Below are 22,026 nucleotides of genomic sequence, written 5' to 3'. Positions count from 1 at the left end.
CAGCCGGGAACGGCGCCCCCTCCATCCCGGTGCCGGCCGATCCCCCGCCGGAGGCATCGTTCTGACTGTGACCGCTCCCGTACGGCACTCGGCCAGTGGCCTTCGGCTTGCTGCTATGCGCGCGGCACGGACACCGGCCGGGCTGGAGCGGGACGGAGGCAGGAGCGCAGGCCCGGCCGGGGGCCGGGCCGCGTACGCCGCGCTTGCGCGGCGCCTTGATGAAGTAGAGAAAGTCTGAACCGTGCAGGCGCACGGTCGACGCGCACGGTCGACGCACGCGATCGTGGATCTACAGCTGGAACGCAAGCTCCAAGTCGTGACCTGGAAGGTGGAACTCCTCCAGGGCCAGGGGCTTGCCACCAGCCGTCAGCGTGATCCGGATGACGTGCAGCAGCGGTACGCCCTCGGCCAGGCGGAGCGCTTGGGCCTGGTCGGGGAGGGGCATGCGGGTGCGGACGTATTCCGTGAAGTGGAGTTCGTGGCCCAGCTCGGCGAGGGCGTTGTAGAGCTGGGGGGCCGGCGGTGGGGGCTGCTCCTCGTACTTGGTGTCGAGGAGTACCGAGAACGGCACGTAGGTGCGGTGGAGTTGGCGGAGGCGGCCCTGGTCGGCGGTCTGCAAGGCGTCGTAGGTAAACAGGGGCTCGCCCGGCGGGATGCGGAGCAGGTCGGCGAGAGCCAGGGGGGCGTCTGTGCGGGTGGCCGTGGGCTCTTCGGCGTCGGTCCACCGGATGCCGTCGGCCTCGGCGTACTTACCCTCGGCCGTGCGGCGGACGCCTCGGGGGCGCGTGAGGCTGGGGCGGTTGTGCGGGGAGCGGGCGAAGGTGCCTCGGCCCATGATGGCCTCCACGAGACCGGACGCCCTTAGCTCGGTGAGTCCCTGACGGACTGTGGGGCGCGTCACGCCGAATTGCTTGGCCAGTGCCTCTTCCGAGGGGAGTGGCTGGCCGGCGGGGAAGGTGCCGTCAAGGATGCCTTCGCGCAGGTAGTCGGCGATCTGCCGGTACTTCGGCTGCGTGTTCTTCGGCGGCATGCCCACCCTCCGTGGCCGTGGCCTCTGCGGTTTGCGCTTCGTCGTGAACGCCCTGCCCACGAACGTGGACAGCTTCTCCTATCCCAACCCGGTTGACAACCCGTACTACGGGTCGCCAATCTGGTCTCCGGTCACCCGTACTACGGGTGGTCTAGCAACCCGCAGGATCGGCCTGCGGGTGCCTGAGATGAGGAGACAACGTCAGTGGCAACACTTCCGATCGACACCGCGAAGTTCACCGGGATCATCTGCGCCGTGCCCCCGGCCCCGCGGGTCGCCAACCGTGAAACCGGCCAGGTCCGGGTGGACCGTGAGACCGGCAAGACGCTGTACCAGGTCGGCCTGTGTCTGATGGCCGGCACTTCGGCGGACGTGGTGAACGTGAGCGTCCCCGGGGAGCCGTCCGGACTGCAGATCGGCACTCCGGTGGCCGTGCGGGACCTGGTCGCCGTTCCTTGGGAGAACGAGGGGCGGCACGGCATCGCCTACCGCGCCGCGGAGATCCGTCCCCTGCACGCGGCGCCCGCCGCCAAGGGGGGCGGGCAGTGATAGTCCTGGCTTCCGACCCGTCCGCTGGGGCGACCTGGCCGGGGCGGATTGTCGTGGCCACCGCCGTCGTGGTGTCGGGCTTGCTGATCGCGAGCCCGGCTCTGCGCCGGAGGTATCCGGCCGCCTGGTGGCTGTTACTTGGCTACCCGGCGACTGCCTTCCGCGTCGTTCGTACCTGGCGGGCGCTGATGGCCGGGTGCCGGCTCGCCGTTAGTCGTCGTCCCGCGCTGACCGTCGTGTCCGGGCTCGTCGGCAACGGCGCTCCGCCGCCTCAACCGCGCGTGCCTCGGTACGGGCTCATCCGGCCCACGCAGGCTGGCTTCGTCCTCCTGGTCCGACTGCTGCCCGGGCAACTCCCGGCAGACTTCGTGAAGGCGGCCCCAGCCATGGCGGAGGGCTGGCAAGTGCACGCGGTCCGGGTCACCCCTCGACGGCCCGGCGTCGTACGCATCGCCGCCATGTACGCCGATCCGCTGGCCGCACCTCGCTCACCGAACATCCGACAACCGGGACGGCTGCTGCGAGTGGTCGTCGGCACGCTGGAGACCGGGGCGTCCTGGGTGATCGACCTGCGCAGGGTTCCGCACTGGCTGATCGTCGGGGCCACGCGCTCCGGCAAGTCGACCCTGATCAACGCTCTCGTTGCGGGTCTCGCTCCGCAGTCGGTCGCCCTCGTCGGTATCGACTGCAAGGGCGGTATGGAGCTGTCGCTCTACGGGCCCCGCCTGTCAGCTCTGGCGACAGACCGGGCGCAGGCAGTGCGGCTGCTGGCCGCGCTGGTGGATCTCACCCTCGATCGGATGACGGTCTGCCGCGCCGCCGGAGTCCGCAACATCTGGGGCCTCGCTGAGAAGGAACGGCCGGTACCGGTCGTCGTGATCGTCGACGAGATCGCGGAACTCTTCCTCGTCGCCGGACGCCATGAGAAGGACGAAGCACAGGCAGCCGGCACCGCGCTGATCCGACTCGCCCAACTCGGAGCCGCGCTCGGGGTGTTCCTCGTCGTCGCTGGACAGCGCGTCGGATCCGACCTGGGGCCCGGTGTCACCGCACTGCGTGCTCAGCTCGGCGGCCGGGTCTGTCACCGAGTTGCCGACCCCGGTACGGCGGAAATGACCCTCGGCGACCTCAACCCGGACGCCCTGAAAGCCGCACAGGCCATCGCACCTGAAAAGGCCGGCACTGCCGTCCTGGCGTCCGGCGACGGCTGGGAACGCGGTCGGTCGCATCTGATCACCGAGGCGGACGCCGAAGACATCGCCGCCGCCCACGCTCACCTGACTCCCGCACTGCCTGAACTGTCCGCCGACCCGGCCTGACAAGGAGCGTCACAGTGCTGGTCACCACCTCGGCCGTGCTGTTGCTCGGCCTCGCGATCTGGTTCCTGCTGCACATCCGCTACCTGCGCCGGCTGGACGCCCTGCTCTGCGGCGCCTTCGGCTTCCTGCTCTCCCACACCCTCGCCGCGCCGCTGGTCTCGTTCCTGCTCTCCGGAGTGAACAGCCTGCTTGGCCAGATCCGCTTCTGAGCCCACGCACCGACCCGGATATCCAGCAACAGCCCGAACGAAAGGTGCTCGTGCGTGTCAGATCACTTCAACCGCCTGTACCCGGCCGTCGGCGTCCCGTCCGAGGACCGGCAGTGAACGCACGTCTCACGGGCTCCCGACGGGGCGCGAAGTCGCCAAACCCGACCCCGCCAGGAGCCCACTCCATCCGCCACATGAGCAGTGAAAGGAGCACACACACTGTGTCCACCGCCCACCGTCCGCGCAAATCCCACGCGCCGGACTGCGACCTCCGGGCTTCCACCGACTATCCCACGACCTGCACAGGCCGAGAACAGATCGTCCTGGTCGCCCTCGACGGCACAGAACGCTGGCTCTGCCCCGGACATGCCGCGGCCGTCTGGCTGACCGACCCCACGTACCGGTTCAGCGCCAAGACCCGAACGGAAGCCATCGCCTCCGTCATGGGGCACGCCTTCGGTCCCCAAGGGGGTGACCGCCGATGACCGGCCCCAAGCTCTCGCCGGACGTGGCCGCTCTCCTGGAGCGGGCCGCCCAGCCGGACTTCTTCGCCTGGCGCCGCGCAGTCATTCGCCTCGGCGGCTGTACCAATCCGATTCACCTCGTCGGCTCCGCCGCCCTGGTCGACACCGGCACGGGAGAGGCCCTGGCTGCCCTCGGCGGCTCCGAGCCGACCGGGATGCGGCTGCTGACAGCGTGCGGCAACCGCCGTTCCTCGGTGTGCCCGGCTTGCTCCCGGCTCTATCAGGCGGACACCTATCAGCTCGTACGCGCCGGCCTGGTCGGCGGCAAGGAGGTGCCGCCCTCGGTGAGCAGGCACCCCCGGGTGTTCGCGACTCTCACCGCGCCCGGCTTCGGGCCGGTCCACACTCGCCGGGAGCACTCCGGTCGCGTGCGCCCGTGTCGCCCCCGGCGGGACGTGCAGCTCTGCCCGCACGGGGCCCCACTCGGCTGCACCGCTCGGCATGCCTCCGAGGATGCCTGCCTTGGAGAACCGCTCTGCCCGCACTGCTACGACTACGCCGGGGCCGTGCTGTGGCAGTCGTGCGCGGGGCTGCTCTGGCACCGTTTCGGGATTGAGCTCAGGCGGGAGATCGCTCGGCAGGCCGGACTGCACCGTCAGGAGCTGGCCGAGGTGGTCAGGGTCTCGTACGCAAAGGTCGCCGAGTACCAGCGGCGCGGCCTGGTGCACTTCCATGCCGTGGTCCGGCTCGACGGCCCGGACGGGCCCGGCTCGTTACCGCCTTCCTGGGCAACCACCGATCTGCTCGCCGACGCTGTTCCGGTCGCTGTCGCACGGGTGCGTCTTCGGGCTCCGGGGGCGTCGGTGGTCGGAGCGCGCGACCTGCGCTTCGGCACTCAGGTCGACGTGCGTCCGGTCGCCGCCTCCGAGATGGGGGAGCGTCCCTCGTCGGGGGCGGTGGCCGGGTACATCGCCAAGTACGCGACCAAGGGTGCGGAGTCGGCCGGCGCGGTCGACGGACGCATCCGGTCCGCGCGAGAGATGGTCCTTCTGCCGGTGCGGGCTCACGTTCTCCGCATGATTGCTACCTGCTGGTGGCTCGGCGGCCTGCCCGCATTTGCTGATCTCGGCCTGCGGCGTTGGGCGCACATGCTCGGCTACGGCGGCCACTTCTCGACCAAGTCCCGCCGATACTCGACCACTCTGGGCGGACTCCGCCGCGCCCGTGCCGACCACCGCGCCGAGGAACAGCGCGACACGCTCGGCCTGGCGGGTCACCCCGTGGCCGTGGTCGGGCAGTGGCGCTACGCAGGGCGGGGTTACTCCCCGGAAGCGGCGCTGCTCGCGGCCTCGGTGGGGGAGGGCGGTGGTCCGCATGGTGCGTGACCGCAGTGCCGTCGAACTCCTCACCGTGCGGCAGGTCCTGGAGGAGCTGGGCGGAGTCTCCCGCCGCACCTTCTACCGCTGGCGTGAACTCCACCTCGCCCCAGCCTGCATCCGGCTACCGAACGGCGAACTCCGGGTCCGCCGTGACGTGCTCGACGCCTGGGTGGAGGAGCGAGCGGAAGAAGTGGACGGGGGATCGCGGTGAAGTCGTACAAGGTCGTCATCTGGAAGCTGAGCATCAATCGTTCCGCCAAGAAGCCGACATACCTCGTGCGGTGGTCGGTGGGCGGAGATCCCTTCCACGAGTCGCACAAGACGAAGGCCCTGGCAGATCGCTTCCGCGCGAAGCTGCTGCGGGCCGCCGACAGGGGAGAGGCCTTCGACACGGTCACGGGGCTGCCCGACTCCCTGCGCGGCGGCAAGGTCGCTCTGAGCTTCGTGGAGCTGGCCCTCAAGTACCTGGATGACCGTTGGCCGGAGGCGTCGGCCAAGCAGCGCGACAGCGTGACCGACGCGCTGGCCACCGTCCTCCCGGTTCCGGTCAAGGCGCTGCGGGGCCGACCTGCCCCGGACGTCCTCCGGCGGGCCCTGCGGTCCTATCTGCTGCCCCCGCCTCGGCGGGAGAGGGACCGGCCCGAGGAGATCGCCGCGGCGCTGGCTTGGCTTTCGAAGGCTTCCTTGCCCGTGGCTGAACTGTCGGAAGGCAGCCGGGCACAGGAGTTAGTCGATACCCTGACCCGGCGCCTCGATGGCAAGCCGGCCGCCACTCAGACCTACCGGCGTCGGCGGGCGGTGGTCTTCAACGTGCTGGAGTACGCCGTCGAGCTGGAGGCGCTGACTTCCAACCCGCTGTCCCGGGTCCGTCGCAAGCGGGGCAAGCGGGCGGTGCAGGAGGTCGACCGGCGGGTGGTGGTCAACCCTCGGCAGGCTCGGGAGCTGCTGACCGCGCTCACATACGTGGGCGGCTACGACCGCGCGAGCGGGCGGCGGCTGCAGGCGTTCTTCGGCTGCCTGTACTACGCCGCGATGAGGCCCGCTGAGGCACTGGGCCTGCGGCTGGCCGACTGCACGCTTCCGGAAAAGGGATGGGGCCGCATCGAGCTGGCCGAGACCCGGCCCACGGCAGGGAAGGCGTGGACGGACTCCGGCGAGGCGCACGACCGCCGGGGGCTCAAGCAGCGTGAGACCGGGCAAGTGCGCACCGTGCCCATTCCGCCGCCGCTCGTGCGGCTGCTCCAGGACCACGTCAAGGAGTTCGGCACGGCGGAGGACGGCCGGCTGTTCGCCAGCGAGCGGGGCAACGTCGTCGCGGCGTCCTCGTACTCCCGGGTGTGGAAGCAGGCGCGCGCCCTGGCGCTGCTGCCGCATCAGGTCGACTCGGTGATGGCAGCGCGGCCGTACGACCTTCGGCACGCGGGGGTGTCCCAGTGGCTCAACTCCGGTGTGCCGGCGCCGGAGGTGGCCGCTCGGGCGGGGCACTCCGTCGACGTGCTGCTGAAGATCTACGCCAAGTGCATCGACGGCCAGGAGCAGGAGATGAACGACCGGATCATGCAGGGGCTGGGGGAGGACCCGGCGGACTGACACAAAGATCCGATCGACCACGGGAGCCCCGGACTTCGGTCCGGGGCTTCGGTCTGTCCACAGGTGGTCCACACGGCCACGCGTGGAGCCTCGCGAAACATGCTCTGACCTGCTGCGAAGCGCATCAAGATCATTACGTCGTCATTACGTGAGCGGTGGCAAATGGCTGCTTCCGGCCGCATCTGCCTGCACATACGCGAAGACCCCGGCCTCAGCGTTTCCGCTGGTGACGGGGTCTTCAGGCACCTCATGCTGGGTGCCCCCGGCAGGATTCGAACCTGCGCACACGGCTCCGGAGGCCGTTGCTCTATCCCCTGAGCTACGGGGGCGTGTCGGGCGCTTGGCTTCTCGCTTGCGGCGACGGGTAGAACCCTAGCAGGTCTTTCGGGGTGATCAGGAACGGGTTTCCCGGGGTGGGTGTCCTGGTCGGGGTGGGGTGGGTTCAAGGGCGGGATGACCCAGGTCCCTCGCAGGGGTTGGAAGTGGGGAAAACCCGGACGCGGTGGCCGGTCCGGACCTACTCTCGAGTTGTGCCAGGCGCGTCGGGTCGGGTGCTTGTTGTGGACGACAACAAGGTCATCCGGCAACTGATCAGGGTCAACCTCGAGCTGGAGGGGCTTGAGGTCGTGACCGCGGCCGATGGTGCCGAGTGTCTGGACGTGGTGCATCAGGTGCGGCCCGATGTCGTCACCCTCGATGTCGTCATGCCCCGGTTGGACGGGCTCCGGACCGCCGCTCGGCTTCGGGCCGATCCACGGACGCGTGATCTTCCCCTCGCCATCATCAGCGCCTGCACCCAGTACGAGGTCGAGACCGGCCTCGACGTCGGCGTCGACGCCTTCCTCGCCAAGCCCTTCGAACCCGCGGAACTCGTTCGCCTCGTCAAGCACCTCATCGAGCGGCGGCCCGGTGGCAGGAGTGGAGAGCGCGGCGAAGGTGATGGCGAGAGCGAGGGGGAGATTGATGGGGATGGTGAGGGTGGTGGGGGGATTGGTGGCGGCGTTCGCCACGGTGGCACCGGTGGTGTTGTCGGCGGTCTCGCCAGCGGCCCCATCAGCGGCCTCACCAGTGGTGTGGCCGGCGGCCTGACCGGTGGTGCGGTCGATGGAGTGACCGGTGGCGTGGTCGATGGGGTCCCCTTCGGCGGATAGCTTCAGCCTGGTCCCCCTGTCCCGGCGGATACTGGTCCCCCTGTCCCGGCGGATAGCTTCAGCCGGGCTCACCGTCCCGGCGGGCAGCTCCAGCCGAGCTCACCGTCCCAGCGTGCAGCCTCAGCCCGGCTCACCGTCCCGGCGTGCAGCCCCAGCCCGGCCCACCGCGCTCCGCAGAGGACCTCCAAGTCCAACCGAGTCCCGCCGAGCTCCTACCATGTCCCGCCGAGCTCCACCGAGTCCCACCGAGCCCCCATCGAGTCCCAGCCCCCCCGAACCCTCCACCGCTCATACCCCGCCCGCCCCCCCGCGCACCCCCCCCGCCATAAACCAGCTCGCATACCCACCCCCCACCTCCCCTACGCTTGTCCCGTGACCCCCGTCGAGCTCTCCCGCACCGTGGTGCACGCAGTGCGTCGTGCCGTCGAGCAGGGGGAGCTGCATGTGTCCGTGCCGGAGCGGGTCGTGGTGAGTGAGCCGGGGGCCGGGGGGTGTGGGGACTACGCCACCAACGTCGCGCTCCAGCTCGCCCGGGCGGCACAGGAGACGCCGCTGCGGGTCGCCGAGATTCTGCGGCCGTATCTCGTGGGGGCCGAGGGGATCAGGGACGTCGTCGTCACCGGTCCCGGGTTTCTCAACATCAGCCTCGGTGAGGAGGCCGACCTCGTCGCCGGCGTCGTACGGGACATCCGTGCGTGCGGGGGCGGGTACGGGCACAGCGAGACCCTCAAGGGGCAGGTCGTCGTGCTCCGGGTTCCGTACGACGTGCGCGCCGAGGTCGTCGCGGATGCGGTCGTGCGGATCGTCGGGACACAGGGCGGGCGGTGTGAGGTCGAGCACGGGGAGCCCGTGAATCTGCGGCCGGTTCCGGCGCCGGAGGATCCCGCTCCGCTCGGGGCCGACGCCGCGCAGTGGGCCCTGCTCCATCCCGCGCCGCACGACCGGCCCCGGATCACCGCCGACCATCTCCTGCAGCGGGAGGGCAATCCGCTGTTCCGGGTGCGGTACGCGCATGCCCGGGTCCGGGCCGTCAGCCGTAACGCCGGGCGTCTCGGGTTCGGTGCCGAACCCGGTCCTGTCGAGGCTCGTGAGGTCCTTGCGGCCCTCTGCGACTACCCGCGTATTCTCACCGCGGCCGCCACCCATCGCGGCCCTGACCGGCTTGCCCGGCATCTCGTCACCGTCGCCGATGCCGTCCTGCCCTTTCTGCCCACCGTGCTTCCGCGCGGCGAGGAGAAACCCTCGGCCGCCCACCGTGCCCGGCTCGCCCTCGCCGAAGCCGCCGGGACGGTGCTGGCCGGTGGCCTGTCCCTGCTCGGCATCGACGCACCCGAACACCTCTGAGGGACTCAGAGCGACACGCATGAGCCCCGGAGCGAGACAGAGAGTCTGAGAGCCAACGTCATGAGTCGTTCCGCCCACCCCGCCGGGCCCCGCCACGCCGACGTCCTGTCCGACGGGCACTACTCCGCCCCGCCCGCCGACCTCAACGCCCTCGACCCCAAGGTGTGGGCCCAGACCGTCGGCCGCGACGAGGAGGGTGTCCTCAACGTCGCCGGGATTCCCGCCACCCGGCTCGCCGAGGAGTTCGGCACCCCCGCCTACATCCTCGACGAGGCCGACTTCCGCAGCCGGGCGCGCGCCTGGCGCACGGCCTTCGGCGCCGACGCCGACGTGTTCTACGCCGGGAAGGCGTTCCTCTCGCGTGCCGTCGTGCGGTGGCTGCACGAGGAGGGGCTCAACCTGGATGTCTGTTCGGGCGGGGAGCTGGCCACCGCGCTCTCCGGCGGCATGCCTGCCGAGCGCATCGCCTTCCACGGCAACAACAAGTCCGTCCAGGAGATCGAGCGGGCCATAGAGGCCGGTGTCGGGCGGATCGTGCTCGATTCGTTCCAGGAGATCGTGCGGGTCGCGCACATCGCGCAGTCGCTCGGCAAGCGGCAGAAGGTGCAGATCCGGATCACCGTGGGCGTGGAGGCGCACACCCACGAGTTCATCGCCACCGCTCACGAGGACCAGAAGTTCGGCATCCCGCTCGCGGGCGGGCAGGCCGCCGAGGCCGTGCGGCGGGCCCTGCAGCTGGACGGGCTCGAACTGATCGGCATTCACAGCCACATCGGGTCGCAGATCTTCGACATGTCCGGGTTCGAGGTCGCCGCCCACCGTGTCGTCGGGCTGCTGCGGGACATCCGGGACGAGCACGGGGTCGAGCTGCCCGAGATCGACCTCGGTGGTGGGCTCGGCATCGCCTACACCAGTGACGACGATCCGCGTGAGCCGCACGAGATCGCCAAGGCGCTCACCGAGATCGTCACGCGGGAGTGCGAGGCGGCCAGGCTGCGGACCCCGCGGATCTCGGTCGAGCCGGGGCGCGCCATCGTCGGACCGACCGCGTTCACGCTGTACGAGGTCGGCACGGTCAAGCCGCTCGACGGGCTGCGGACGTACGTCTCCGTCGACGGCGGCATGTCCGACAACATCCGCACCGCGCTGTACGACGCCGAGTACAGCGTCGCCCTCGTCTCGCGTACCAGCGACGCCGAGCCCATGCTCGCCCGCGTCGTCGGCAAGCACTGCGAGAGCGGGGACATCGTGGTCAAGGACGCGTTCCTGCCCGCCGACCTGGCGCCGGGCGACCTCATCGCCGTACCCGCCACCGGCGCCTACTGCCGGTCCATGGCCAGCAACTACAACCACGTGGTCCGGCCGCCCGTCATCGCCGTGAAGGACGGCAAGGCCCGGGTCATCGTCCGGCGCGAGACGGAGGACGACCTCCTGCGTCTCGATGTCGGGTGACAAAAGAACAGAGTCAGGGATGACGGGCCGGAGATTCTTCGGTCTGTTCGTCCCGGCAACATGAAATAGATGTCTCACGATCCGGACGAAGGGTAGAAACCGCCGTCCGGTGAGTGAGACTGGTCCAACCGTAGACGGTAAGAGGAAACGAGGTCGGATGATGCGTACGCGTCCGCTGAAGGTGGCGCTGCTGGGCTGTGGAGTGGTCGGCTCAGAGGTGGCGCGCATCATGACGACGCACGCCGACGACCTCGCCGCCCGTATCGGTGCCCCCGTGGAGCTGGCGGGAGTGGCGGTACGGCGGCCCTCCAAGGTCCGTGCGGGCATTCCGCAGGAGCTCGTCACCACCGACGCCACCGCCCTCGTCAAACGCGGCGACATCGACGTCGTGGTGGAGGTCATCGGCGGGATCGAGCCCGCCCGGGGCCTCATCACCACCGCCTTCGAGCACGGGGCGTCCGTCGTCTCCGCGAACAAGGCCCTGCTCGCCCAGGACGGCGCAGCCCTGCACGCCGCCGCCGAGGCGCACGGCAAGGACCTCTACTACGAGGCCGCCGTCGCCGGCGCGATCCCGCTGATCCGGCCGCTGCGCGAGTCCCTCGCCGGCGACAAGATCAACCGGGTGATGGGCATCGTCAACGGGACGACCAACTTCATCCTCGACAAGATGGACACCACGGGGGCGGGTTACCAGGAGGCCCTCGACGAGGCCACCGCCCTGGGGTACGCGGAGGCCGACCCGACCGCCGACGTCGAGGCGTTCGACGCCGCTGCGAAGGCCGCCATCCTCGCCGGCATCGCCTTCCACACCCGAGTGCGCCTGGACGACGTGTACCGCGAGGGCATGACCGAGGTCACCGCGGCCGACTTCCGCTCCGCCAAGGAGATGGGCTGCACCATCAAGCTGCTCGCCATCTGCGAGCGGTCCAAGGACGGGGCGTCCGTCACCGCGCGCGTGCACCCCGCCATGATTCCGCTGAGCCACCCGCTCGCCTCCGTGCGCGGCGCGTACAACGCCGTCTTCGTGGAGTCCGACGCGGCCGGCCAGCTCATGTTCTACGGCCCCGGCGCCGGCGGTTCCCCGACCGCCTCCGCCGTGCTCGGCGACCTGGTCGCCGTGTGCCGCAACCGGCTCAACGGCGCAACGGGGCCCGGTGAGTCGGCGTACGCGGCCCTGCCTGTCTCGCCCATGGGCGAGGTCGTCACCCGGTACCACATCAGCCTCGACGTCGCGGACAAACCGGGTGTTCTCGCCCAGGTCGCGACCGTCTTCGCCGAGCACGGGGTGTCGATCGATACGGTTCGGCAGCAGGGCAAGGACGGCGAGGCATCCCTCGTCGTCGTCACCCACCGCGCGTCCGACGCCTCCCTCACCGGGACCGTCGAGGCGCTGCGCAAGCTCGACACCGTGCGGGGTGTCGCCAGCATCATGCGGGTTGAAGGAGAGTAACCAGCAATGACTCACCAGTGGCGCGGCATCATCGAGGAGTACCGGGACAGGCTGCCGGTCTCCGACACCACGCCGGTCGTGACGCTCCGCGAGGGCGGCACGCCCCTCGTGCCCGCTCAGGTGCTCTCCGAGCGCACGGGCTGTGAGGTCCACCTCAAGGTGGAGGGGGCCAACCCCACCGGGTCCTTCAAGGACCGCGGCATGACCATGGCCATCTCCAAGGCCAAGGAGGAGGGCGCGAAGGCGGTCATCTGCGCCTCCACCGGCAACACGTCCGCCTCCGCGGCGGCCTACGCCGTCCGCGCGGGCATGGTCTCCGCCGTGCTCGTGCCCCAGGGCAAGATCGCGCTCGGCAAGATGGGCCAGGCCCTCGTGCACGGCGCGAAGATCCTCCAGGTCGACGGAAACTTCGACGACTGCCTCACGCTCGCCCGCGAGCTGAGCGAGAACTACCCTGTGGCGCTGGTCAATTCGGTCAACCCGGTGCGCATCGAGGGCCAGAAGACGGCTGCCTTCGAGATCGTGGACATGCTGGGCGACGCCCCCGACATCCACGTCCTCCCGGTCGGCAACGCGGGCAACATCACCGCCTACTGGAAGGGCTACCGGGAGTACGCCGCCGACGGCATCGCCTCCAGGACCCCGCGCATGTGGGGGTTCCAGGCCTCCGGCAGTGCCCCGATCGTGCGCGGCGAGGTCGTCAAGGACCCGTCGACCATCGCCACCGCGATCCGCATCGGCAACCCGGCCTCCTGGCAGTACGCCCTTGCCGCCCGGGACGAGTCCGGCGGTGCCATCGACGAGGTGACGGACCGTGAAATCCTGCGCGCCTACCGGCTGTTGGCCGCGCAGGAGGGCGTCTTCGTGGAGCCCGCCTCCGCCGCCTCGGTGGCCGGTCTGCTGAAGGCCGCCGAGCAGGGCAAGGTCGACCCGGGACAGCGCATCGTGTGCACCGTCACCGGCAACGGTCTGAAGGACCCCGACTGGGCTGTCGCCGGCGCCCCGCAGCCGGTCACCGTGCCGGTCGACGCGACCACGGCGGCCGAGCGCCTCGGCCTGGTCTGAAACCGGCCTGAGCAGGGGTAACCCGCGTCAGGGTGCACAGGGGGCTTACGACACGCATCGTGCGCCTCCTGTGCGCCCTATGTCGCGGCAGAACCTTCCTTCGATAGGCTGTAGGGAACCCGCCTACCGCATATGCCCCTGCGTGTGGGCACGGGGTCGCGCCGTCACCGCGCCCCGAAGGGTCTTCGTACGCCATCGAATGTCCATCGAATCCATCGGGTGACATTCGAATCCATCGGATGTCTTTCGACAGTCACGCAGCTCAAGGAGAGTCTTCGAGCGATGGCCGGTCCAGCGTTCCGCGCCGCCGCCGTCCGGGTGCGCGTTCCCGCCACCAGCGCCAATCTCGGTCCGGGCTTCGACGCCCTGGGCCTCGCGCTGGGGCTGTACGACGACGTCGTCGTCCGGGTGGCCGACTCCGGGCTGCACATCGACATCGCGGGTGAGGGCAGCGAGACCCTGCCCCGGGACGAGAGTCATCTGCTCGTCCGCTCCCTGCGCACCGCCTTCGACCTGCTGGGCGGACAGCCCCGCGGCCTCGAAATCGTCTGTGCCAACCGCATTCCGCACGGCCGCGGCCTGGGCTCCTCGTCCGCCGCCATCTGTGCCGGCATCGTCGCCGCCCGCGCGGTGACCATAGGCGGCGAGGCCCGGCTCGACGACGCCGCGCTCCTCGAGCTGGCCACCGAGATCGAGGGCCACCCGGACAACGTGGCGGCCTGCCTGCTCGGCGGTTTCACCCTGTCCTGGATGGAGGCCGGCGCCGCCCGGGCGATCAGGATGGAGCCGAACGATTCCATCGTTCCGGTGGTTTTCGTGCCCGGAAAGCCGGTTCTGACCGAGACCGCGCGCGGCCTGCTCCCGCGCACCGTGCCGCATGTCGACGCCGCCGCCAACGCGGGCCGTGCAGCCCTGCTCGTCGAGGCCCTCACCAGGCGCCCCGAGCTGCTGCTGCCCGCCACCGAGGACCGCCTCCACCAGGAGTACCGCGCCCCGGCCATGCCGGAGAGCGCCGCGCTGGTGGAGCGCCTGCGGGCCGACGGGATCCCGGCCGTCATCTCCGGCGCCGGACCCACCGTCATGGCCCTGGCCGACGTCGGCACCGCCGACAAGGTCGAAACCCTGGCAGGCGCCGACTGGGCCGCCAACCGGCTGAGCCTGGACGTGCAGGGAGCGAGCGTGCTGCCGCTTGCGACCTGACACACGGTTGCCGGATTTGGAGAGGGGGAATGTTTGTTGGATCCGGTAGTGTTAATCTCAAGTCTGCACCCGACCCCACCATGGCGAGGTGCTTCGTGTCCCCGTCCGGGACAGACCTTCTTCCGGGAGCCTCCCAAGCCACTCCGTGTTCCATGCGTCGTACCTGGGCAGTACGTCGTATGCGCGCACTGAGCGGGCCGCCGGGCACGCTTCGGAATCGGTGCTACCACGCCACGTGACACTGGGTGCCACGGTTCGCGGAAGCGCCATCACCTGCAAATCTCTTTCCGCCGCGTTGGCGGACCACCGCCCCGGCACGGTTCGCAGAGTCAGGACCGTAGCCGGACAGCACAACCGGTCGCCGAGCCAGACAGGCCGACGTCCGCTCCAGGGAAGGACCCTTCGTGAGCGACACCACCGATCTGATGGGCGCACGTGTCGAGGAGACCGCTGCCGCGCCTGCCACGGACGCCTCCGCGCCTGCCACCGGTGCCGGCTCCCGGCGGCGCCGTGGTACCGGCCTCGAGGGCATGGTGCTGGCCGAGCTGCAGCAGGTCGCCTCGGGCCTCGGTATCAGGGGCACCGCGCGTATGCGCAAGAGCCAGCTGATCGAGGTCATCAAGGAGGCGCAGGCCGGTGGGGGTGCCGCCCCCAAGGCCGAGGCCGCCGCCGAGACCAAGCCGAAGCGCCGGGCCACCTCGAAGACCCGGACGGGCGAGGACGCCGCCGAGAAGAAGGCGGAGAAGGCCGCGGAGGCCCCCGCCGACAAGGCCGTGGCCCAGCAGCAGATCGAGATTCCCGGCCAGCCGGCCGGAGGCACCTCCCGCGATGGGGGTACCTCCCGCGCGAGCGCAGCCGAGAGTGGGGGAGACGAGGCCCCGACCGAGCGCCGTCGCCGTCGCGCCACCGCCGAGGCGGGCGCCCCGGCCGCGAGCAGCGCCGAGACCGTCGTCGCCGAGGCGAAGGGCGAGCCGAAGGCCGAGACGTCCGCGCAGCAGGGCGAGGCCAAGGGTGACGCCGGTGAGGGCGACGGCCGTGGCCGTCGCGACCGCCGTGAGCGTGGCCGGGACCGGGACGGCCGGGACCGGGACCGCCGGGGCAAGGGCGACGACCAGCAGGGTCAGGGTGGCCAGCGCGGCCAGCAGCAGGGCGGCGGCGGTCGCCCGGAGCGCGGCCAGCAGCGGCCCGACGAGGACGGGGACGACTTCGAGGGCGGCCGCCGTGGCCGTCGCGGCCGCTACCGCGACCGCCGTGGCCGCCGTGGCCGCGACGAGTTCACGAACGAGCCGCAGGTCGCCGAGGACGACGTCCTGATCCCCGTCGCGGGCATCCTCGACATCCTCGACAACTACGCCTTCATCCGTACGTCGGGCTACCTGCCGGGTCCGAACGACGTGTACGTCTCCCTCGCCCAGGTCCGCAAGAACGGTCTGCGCAAGGGTGACCACGTCACCGGCGCGGTCCGTCAGCCCAAGGAGGGCGAGCGCCGCGAGAAGTTCAACGCGCTGGTCCGCCTCGACTCCGTCAACGGCATGGCGCCCGAACACGGCCGTGGCCGCCCGGAGTTCAACAAGCTGACCCCGCTCTACCCGCAGGACCGGCTCCGCCTGGAGACCGACCCGGGCGTGCTGACCACCCGCATCATCGACCTCGTGTCGCCGATCGGTAAGGGCCAGCGCGGTCTGATCGTGGCCCCGCCGAAGACCGGCAAGACCATGATCATGCAGGCGATCGCCAACGCGATCACGCACAACAACCCCGAGTGCCACCTGATGGTCGTCCTCGTCGACGAGCGTCCGGAAGAGGTCACCGACATGCAGCGGTCGGTCAAGGGCGAGGTCATCTCCTCGACCTTCGACCGCCCGGCCGAGGACCACACCACGGTCGCCGAGCTCGCCATCGAGCGCGCCAAGCGTCTGGTGGAGCTGGGTCACGACGTCGTCGTGCTGCTCGACTCGATCACGCGTCTGGGCCGTGCGTACAACCTCGCCGCCCCGGCCTCCGGCCGCATCCTGTCCGGTGGTGTCGACTCGACCGCCCTGTACCCGCCGAAGCGCTTCTTCGGCGCGGCCCGCAACATCGAGGACGGCGGCTCGCTGACCATCCTCGCCACCGCCCTGGTGGACACCGGGTCCCGCATGGACGAGGTGATCTTCGAGGAGTTCAAGGGCACCGGCAACATGGAGCTCAAGCTCGACCGGAAGCTCGCCGACAAGCGCATCTTCCCGGCGGTGGACGTGGACGCGTCCGGCACCCGTAAGGAAGAGATCCTGCTCGGCAACGAGGAGCTGGCCGTCGTCTGGAAGCTGCGCCGCGTGCTGCACGCACTGGACCAGCAGCAGGCCATCGAGCTGCTCCTCGACAAGATGAAGCAGACCAAGTCGAACGTCGAGTTCCTGATGCAGATTCAGAAGACGACGCCGACGCCCGGTAACGGCGACTAGTCGACGCGCCCCTCAGGGAGTCAGGGCCGCCCCCCGTCCAGAAGTGACGGGGGGCGGCCTTCTGCCGTCGGCGACACGCGGGCCGGACCGTGTGGTGAAGGGTTCGTACCGCGTCTTCAGCACGGTCTCGGCGTCCGTCGGCCGAGATCTCTGCCACAAGAGCCTCGGTCGGCAGCGGATTCCGGGCTTGCCGCCTTTTCGGCTGAAAACGCTGGTGAGCGGGGTTCGTCCCGTTCGATCGGCTACACCGAGTGCCCGTCGCCGTACGCGATGGGCACTTTTGCGTCGTGCAACCCTTTCCCGAGTTTCTCCGTCTGACCTGACGGGGTGACGATGGTGCGGTGACGACCGCACCCGACCCTGAAAGCAGGGGGTAACCGACCGGACGAGACCTAGGAGTGACGTGTCCGCCGAGAGCACACCGGAGCCCGGCATACCGGGGCTGGACGAGACCGGAGGCCGTGGCAACGGCAGCCGCCGCAAGCCCCGCAGCACCCGCCGCAAGGCCCTGCTCATCACGGCCTGGACGGCCGCAGGTGTGGTCGTGCTGGGCGGCACCGGAGCCGGGTACGTCTACTTCAAGCTCAACGGCAACATCAAGAGCGTCGACATCGACCAGGCCCTCGGCGCCGACCGGCCCATGAAGATCGACAACGGTTCCGAGAACATCCTGGTCCTCGGCTCGGACTCCCGCTCCGGCTCCAACAAGAAGCTCGGCGGCGGCACCGACGACGGCAGCGCCCGCTCCGACACGGCGATGATCGTCCACGTCTACAAGGGCCACAAGAAGGCCAGTGTGGTCTCCGTCCCGCGTGACACCCTCATCGACCGCCCCGAGTGCACCGACACCAACGGCACCACGCATCCGGCCGCGTCCGGCGTGATGTTCAACGAGGCGTACTCCACCGGCGGCGCGGCCTGCACCGTCAAGACCGTCGAGTCGCTCACCGGCATCCGCATGGACCACTATCTGGAGGTCGACTTCGCCGGCTTCCAGAAGCTCATCGACGACCTCGGCGGGGTCCCGGTCACCACGACCGCGAACATCGACGACCGGCAGAGCCACCTGAAGCTCAAGGCCGGCACCCACACCCTCGACGGGGAGCAGGCGCTCGGCCTGGTCCGCACCCGGCACGGCGTCGGCGACGGCTCCGACCTGGGCCGCATCCAGCTCCAGCAGGCGTTCGTCAAGGCGCTGATGGACCAGGTCAAGCACGTCGGCGTGTTCAGCAGCCCGAAGAAGCTGTACGACCTCGCCGACACCGCCACCAGGGCCGTCACCACCGACTCCGACCTCGGCTCGGTCAACGCCCTCGCGGACTTCGCGAACGGCCTGAAGGGCATCAGCTCGTCCCACACGAAGATGGTCACGATGCCTGTCCAGTACGACCCGGCCAACCTCAACCGGGTCCTGGTGGCGAAGTCGAAGGCCCAGCTGGTCTGGGACGCCCTGCGCAACGACCGGCCCGTCCCGGCGTCGGCGACCAGGGGAACGGCCACGGGCGAAGCCAGGGGCGTGGTGACTCCCTGAGCCCGCACACCCCCGGGGAATAGAAGACGACGGCCCCCGGTTTTGGGGGATGGCGCCAGTCCTGGCAGACTGGTACGTCGGCTCCGGTTCACGCTTTCGCAGCCCGCGGCAGCGACCCGGCGCCCTCCCGAAATCTAGGAGACACCTTGAAGCGCGACATCCACCCCGACTACGTCGAGACGCAGGTCAGCTGCACCTGTGGCGCGTCGTTCACCACCCGTAGCACGATCCAGTCCGGCACCATCCGTGCTGAGGTCTGCTCCGAGTGCCACCCGTTCTACACGGGCAAGCAGAAGATCCTCGACACCGGTGGCCGTGTGGCCCGCTTCGAGGCCCGCTTCGGCAAGGCTGCCGCCGGCTCCAAGAAGTAGCGAGCCCCCATTCGCCGGTCCACGGTCGCGCCCCAGCCGGGGTGTGCCCGGGACCGGCGTTTTTGGTCGCCCGCCACCCCTCCCCCCGCAGTACAGGAGCCGAAAGATGTTCGAGGCCGTCGAGGAACTCGTCGCCGAGCACGCCGATCTGGAGAAGAAGCTCGCCGATCCGTCGGTCCACTCCGACCAGGCGAACGCGCGCAAGCTGAACAAGCGCTACGCCGAGCTGACCCCGATCGTCGCCACGTACCGCTCCTGGAAGCAGACCGGCGACGACATGGAGACCGCGCGCGAGCTTGCCGCCGACGATCCTGACTTCGCCGCAGAGGTCAAGGAGCTGGACAAGCAGCGCGACGAGCTGACCGAGAAGCTGCGCTTCCTGCTCATCCCGCGCGATCCGAGTGACGACAAGGACGTCATTCTGGAGATCAAGGCCGGCGCCGGCGGCGACGAGTCCGCGCTGTTCGCCGGGGACCTGCTGCGCATGTACCTGCGCTACGCCGAGCGCGTCGGCTGGAAGACCGAGGTCATCGACGCCACCGAGTCCGAGCTGGGCGGCTACAAGGACGTCCAGGTCGCCGTGAAGACCAAGGGCGGCCAGGGTGCCACCGAGCCCGGCCAGGGCGTGTGGGCCCGGCTGAAGTACGAGGGCGGTGTGCACCGCGTGCAGCGGGTGCCGGCCACCGAGTCCCAGGGCCGTATCCACACCTCCGCCGCCGGTGTGCTCGTCACGCCCGAGGCCGAGGAGGTCGACGTCGAGATCAACCCGAACGACCTCCGGATCGACGTGTACCGGTCCTCCGGCCCCGGCGGCCAGTCCGTCAACACGACCGACTCCGCGGTGCGCATCACGCACATCCCGACCGGAGTCGTCGCCTCCTGCCAGAACGAGAAGAGCCAGCTGCAGAACAAGGAGCAGGCTCTGCGTATCCTGCGCTCCAGGCTGCTCGCCGCGGCGCAGGAGGAGGCCGAGCGGGAGGCCGCCGACGCCCGCCGCAGCCAGGTACGCACCGTCGACCGCTCCGAGAAGATCCGCACCTACAACTTCCCGGAGAACCGCATCTCCGACCACCGCGTCGGATTCAAGGCGTACAACCTGGACCAGGTCCTGGACGGCGACCTCGACGCGATGATCCAGGCCTGCGTCGACGCCGACTCGGCGGCGAAGCTGGCAGCCGCATAAGGCACGTACGAGTTACCGGAGGACTTGCGTGAACCTGCTGCTCGCGGAGGTGGCCCAGGCCGCCCAGCGGCTGGCCGACGCCGGCGTGCCCTCGCCGCGCAACGACGCGGAGGAGCTCGCCGCGTTCGTGCACGGCGTGAAGCGGGGCGCGTTGCACTCCGTGAAGGACTCCGACTTCGACGCCCGCTACTGGGAGGTCATCGCCCGGCGTGAGCAGCGCGAGCCGCTGCAGCACATCACCGGGCGGGCCTACTTCCGGTACCTGGAGCTCCAGGTCGGCCCGGGTGTCTTCGTGCCCCGGCCGGAGACCGAGTCCGTGGTCGGCTGGGCCATAGACGCCGTGCGGGCCATGGACGTCGTCGAGCCCTGCATCGTCGACCTGTGCACCGGCTCGGGCGCCATCGCGCTCGCCCTCGCCCAGGAGGTGCCGCGCTCGCGCGTGCACGCCGTGGAGCTGTCCGACGACGCCCTGGTGTGGACGCGCAAGAACGTGGCCGGCTCCAGGGTCGACCTGCGCCAGGGCGACGCCCTGGACGCCTTCCGCGACCTCGACGGACAGGTCGACCTGGTCATCTCCAACCCGCCGTACATCCCGCTCACCGAGTGGGAGTACGTCGCCCCGGAGGCCCGCGACTACGACCCGGAGCTGGCGCTGTTCTCCGGCGAGGACGGCCTCGACCTCATCCGGGGCCTGGAACGCACCGCGCACCGGCTGCTGCGCCCCGGTGGCGTCGTCGTCATCGAGCACGCCGACACACAGGGCGGCCAGGTGCCGTGGATCTTCACCGAGGAGCGGGGCTGGGCCGACGCGGCCGATCACCCCGACCTCAACAACCGCCCCCGGTTCGCGACCGCCCGCAGGGCGCTGCCGTGACCGTCCCGACGACTTCCAGCCCGCAGCACGTGTACGAGGAGGCCCGCTAGACATGGCACGGCGATACGACACCAACGACGCGACCGACCGCGTGACGGGTCTGCGTGAAGCCGCGTCCGCGGTCCGCCGGGGCGAGCTGGTGGTGCTCCCGACCGACACGGTGTACGGCATCGGCGCCGACGCGTTCTCCTCCGAGGCCGTCGCCGACCTGCTCGCCGCCAAGGGCCGGGGCCGCAACATGCCCACCCCTGTCCTCATCGGCTCCCCGAACACCCTGCACGGCCTGGTCACGGACTTCTCCGAGCTGGCCTGGGAACTGGTCGACGCGTTCTGGCCGGGCGCCCTCACGCTGGTCGCCCGGCACCAGCCGTCCCTGCAGTGGGACCTCGGCGACACCCGCGGCACGGTCGCCGTCCGCATGCCGCTGCACCCGGTCGCCATCGAGCTGCTCACCGAGGTCGGCCCGATGGCCGTGTCCTCGGCGAACCTCACCGGCCACCCGGCGCCGGAGGACTGCGACGCCGCCCAGAACATGCTCGGCGACTCCGTCTCCGTCTACCTCGACGGCGGCCCCACCCCGGGCAACGTGCCCTCGTCCATCGTGGACGTCAGCGGCCCGGTTCCGGTGCTGCTGCGCGAGGGCGCGATCTCCCCGGACGAGCTGCGGAAGGTCGTACCCGACCTCGAGGTGGCGAATTGACGGCCCCTGAGGCGGGGCGTGGCATAGGCAACGGGGAACGTGCGGCGGAACAGACGACGACGTTCGGGTTTCCGCGCGACACCTTCCGCATCCTCCACGTCAGCACCGGCAACGTGTGCCGCTCACCCATCACGGAGCGGCTGACCCGCCATTTCGTGGCGGAGCGGCTCGGCGTACTCGGCGGCGGGCTGATCGTGGAGAGCGCGGGCACCTGGGGCCACGAGGGCGCGCCCATGGAGGCCAACGCGGAGGCCGTGCTGGCCGAGTTCGGTGCGGACGCCTCCGGCTTCGTCGGCAGGGAGCTGCTCGACGAGCACGTGATCACGTCCGACCTGGTGCTGACGGCCACGCGGGACCACCGGGCGCAGGTGATCTCGATGGGGCACTCGGCCGGGCTGCGGACGTTCACGCTGAAGGAGTTCACCCGCCTGGTCCGGGCGATAGATCCGGCCACGCTGCCGCCGCTGGAGGACGGCGTGGTCGCGCGGGCGCGGGCGCTGGTCCGTGCGGCCGCGGCTCTACGCGGGTGGCTGCTGGCCCCCACCGCCGAGGCGGACGAGGTGTACGACCCGTACGGGGCGCCGCTGCCGTTCTTCCGGTCGATCGGGGACGAGATACATGAGGCGCTCGATCCGGTGGTGACCGCGCTGACGGGTGTGACCGCGCGGATGTGACACCGCGCACCCCACCGGCCCCGGGCCTACATTGGACCTACGTCACC

20 protein-coding genes, 1 tRNA gene and 1 pseudogene are annotated in these 22,026 nt (G+C 70.3%); 20 read left to right on the top strand and 2 right to left on the bottom strand.

The features are described from left to right. Positions 1-289: 289 nt before the first annotated feature. The gene (locus FB157_RS29490; protein ID WP_145883707.1) at positions 290-1,030 is read right to left on the bottom strand and encodes a GntR family transcriptional regulator; all 741 of its coding nucleotides are present in this window, start codon (positions 1,028-1,030) and stop codon (positions 290-292) included. A gap of 204 nt (positions 1,031-1,234) precedes the next feature. Between FB157_RS29490 and FB157_RS29485 the strand changes: the two genes are divergently transcribed. From FB157_RS29485 to FB157_RS29455, 7 genes are all read left to right on the top strand, one after another. Continuing rightward, the gene (locus tag FB157_RS29485; RefSeq protein ID WP_145883706.1) at positions 1,235-1,579 is read left to right on the top strand and encodes a hypothetical protein; all 345 of its coding nucleotides are present in this window, start codon (positions 1,235-1,237) and stop codon (positions 1,577-1,579) included. 53 nt (positions 1,580-1,632) lie between these two features. Then, positions 1,633-2,898, top strand: a complete 1,266-nt coding sequence (locus FB157_RS29480; protein WP_398947449.1) for an FtsK/SpoIIIE domain-containing protein — start codon at positions 1,633-1,635, stop codon at positions 2,896-2,898. A gap of 14 nt (positions 2,899-2,912) precedes the next feature. Then, positions 2,913-3,107, top strand: a complete 195-nt coding sequence (locus FB157_RS29475) for a hypothetical protein (RefSeq protein WP_145883704.1) — start codon at positions 2,913-2,915, stop codon at positions 3,105-3,107. A gap of 221 nt (positions 3,108-3,328) precedes the next feature. Continuing rightward, positions 3,329-3,592: a hypothetical protein gene (locus FB157_RS29470; protein WP_145883703.1), complete on the top strand. Its 264-nt coding sequence runs from the start codon at positions 3,329-3,331 to the stop codon at positions 3,590-3,592. After that, on the top strand, positions 3,589-4,956 hold the full coding sequence (locus FB157_RS29465; RefSeq protein ID WP_145883701.1) for a replication initiator: 1,368 nt from the start codon (positions 3,589-3,591) through the stop codon (positions 4,954-4,956). The genes FB157_RS29470 and FB157_RS29465 overlap by 4 nt, the downstream gene beginning before the upstream one ends. Next, positions 4,946-5,161 carry an AlpA family transcriptional regulator gene (locus tag FB157_RS29460; RefSeq protein WP_145883700.1) on the top strand — a complete coding sequence of 72 codons (216 nt, stop codon included), beginning with the start codon at positions 4,946-4,948 and terminating at the stop codon, positions 5,159-5,161. The genes FB157_RS29465 and FB157_RS29460 overlap by 11 nt, the downstream gene beginning before the upstream one ends. After that, positions 5,158-6,540: a tyrosine-type recombinase/integrase gene (locus FB157_RS29455; protein ID WP_145883699.1), complete on the top strand. Its 1,383-nt coding sequence runs from the start codon at positions 5,158-5,160 to the stop codon at positions 6,538-6,540. Before FB157_RS29460 ends, FB157_RS29455 begins: the two co-directional genes overlap by 4 nt. Positions 6,541-6,797: 257 nt before the next feature. Here FB157_RS29455 and FB157_RS29450 read toward each other — a convergent pair. Continuing rightward, positions 6,798-6,869 (bottom strand) — tRNA-Arg (locus tag FB157_RS29450). A gap of 153 nt (positions 6,870-7,022) precedes the next feature. Here FB157_RS29450 and FB157_RS29445 point away from each other — a divergent pair. The 13 genes and pseudogenes from FB157_RS29445 to FB157_RS29385 all read left to right on the top strand — a co-directional run. Next, positions 7,023-7,538 (top strand): annotated as a pseudogene (locus FB157_RS29445) (response regulator); the annotation flags it as partial. Positions 7,539-8,063: 525 nt separating this feature from the next. Further along, entirely contained in the window at positions 8,064-9,035 is a 972-nt protein-coding gene (gene nrtL, locus FB157_RS29440) for an ArgS-related anticodon-binding protein NrtL (RefSeq protein ID WP_145883697.1), read from the top strand. A 60-nt stretch (positions 9,036-9,095) separates the two neighbouring features. Next, positions 9,096-10,487 carry a diaminopimelate decarboxylase gene (gene lysA / locus FB157_RS29435; protein WP_145883696.1) on the top strand — a complete coding sequence of 464 codons (1,392 nt, stop codon included), beginning with the start codon at positions 9,096-9,098 and terminating at the stop codon, positions 10,485-10,487. A gap of 157 nt (positions 10,488-10,644) precedes the next feature. After that, the gene (locus FB157_RS29430) at positions 10,645-11,937 is read left to right on the top strand and encodes a homoserine dehydrogenase (protein ID WP_186581735.1); all 1,293 of its coding nucleotides are present in this window, start codon (positions 10,645-10,647) and stop codon (positions 11,935-11,937) included. Between the two features lie 6 nt (positions 11,938-11,943). Then, positions 11,944-13,002 (top strand): threonine synthase, encoded by a 1,059-nt coding sequence (thrC, locus tag FB157_RS29425; RefSeq protein ID WP_145883695.1) that lies wholly within the window; start codon positions 11,944-11,946, stop codon positions 13,000-13,002. A 282-nt stretch (positions 13,003-13,284) separates the two neighbouring features. Then, a complete protein-coding gene (gene thrB / locus FB157_RS29420; RefSeq protein ID WP_145883694.1) occupies positions 13,285-14,202 on the top strand; it encodes a homoserine kinase in 918 nt (305 codons plus the stop codon). Positions 14,203-14,606: 404 nt separating this feature from the next. Beyond that, positions 14,607-16,646: a transcription termination factor Rho gene (gene rho, locus FB157_RS29415; RefSeq protein WP_145883692.1), complete on the top strand. Its 2,040-nt coding sequence runs from the start codon at positions 14,607-14,609 to the stop codon at positions 16,644-16,646. Between the two features lie 403 nt (positions 16,647-17,049). Further along, positions 17,050-18,177 (top strand): LCP family protein, encoded by a 1,128-nt coding sequence (locus FB157_RS29410; protein WP_145883691.1) that lies wholly within the window; start codon positions 17,050-17,052, stop codon positions 18,175-18,177. 146 nt (positions 18,178-18,323) lie between these two features. Next, positions 18,324-18,548 carry a 50S ribosomal protein L31 gene (gene rpmE / locus FB157_RS29405; RefSeq protein WP_145883690.1) on the top strand — a complete coding sequence of 75 codons (225 nt, stop codon included), beginning with the start codon at positions 18,324-18,326 and terminating at the stop codon, positions 18,546-18,548. Between the two features lie 106 nt (positions 18,549-18,654). After that, positions 18,655-19,731: a peptide chain release factor 1 gene (gene prfA / locus FB157_RS29400; protein ID WP_145883689.1), complete on the top strand. Its 1,077-nt coding sequence runs from the start codon at positions 18,655-18,657 to the stop codon at positions 19,729-19,731. A gap of 28 nt (positions 19,732-19,759) precedes the next feature. Next, on the top strand, positions 19,760-20,605 hold the full coding sequence (gene prmC / locus FB157_RS29395) for a peptide chain release factor N(5)-glutamine methyltransferase (RefSeq protein WP_145883688.1): 846 nt from the start codon (positions 19,760-19,762) through the stop codon (positions 20,603-20,605). A 52-nt stretch (positions 20,606-20,657) separates the two neighbouring features. After that, positions 20,658-21,305, top strand: coding sequence for an L-threonylcarbamoyladenylate synthase (locus tag FB157_RS29390; protein ID WP_145883687.1), 648 nt, complete (start codon positions 20,658-20,660; stop codon positions 21,303-21,305). Beyond that, complete coding sequence (locus tag FB157_RS29385) at positions 21,302-21,979, top strand: protein-tyrosine-phosphatase (protein ID WP_145883686.1); 678 nt, start codon at positions 21,302-21,304, stop codon at positions 21,977-21,979. Before FB157_RS29390 ends, FB157_RS29385 begins: the two co-directional genes overlap by 4 nt. The last annotated feature ends 47 nt before the right edge of the window (positions 21,980-22,026 follow it).

It is taken from the genome of Streptomyces sp. BK340 (assembly GCF_007827595.1).
Classification (GTDB): Bacteria; Actinomycetota; Actinomycetes; order Streptomycetales; family Streptomycetaceae; genus Streptomyces.
This window is presented reverse-complemented; position numbering and strand designations above follow the sequence as displayed.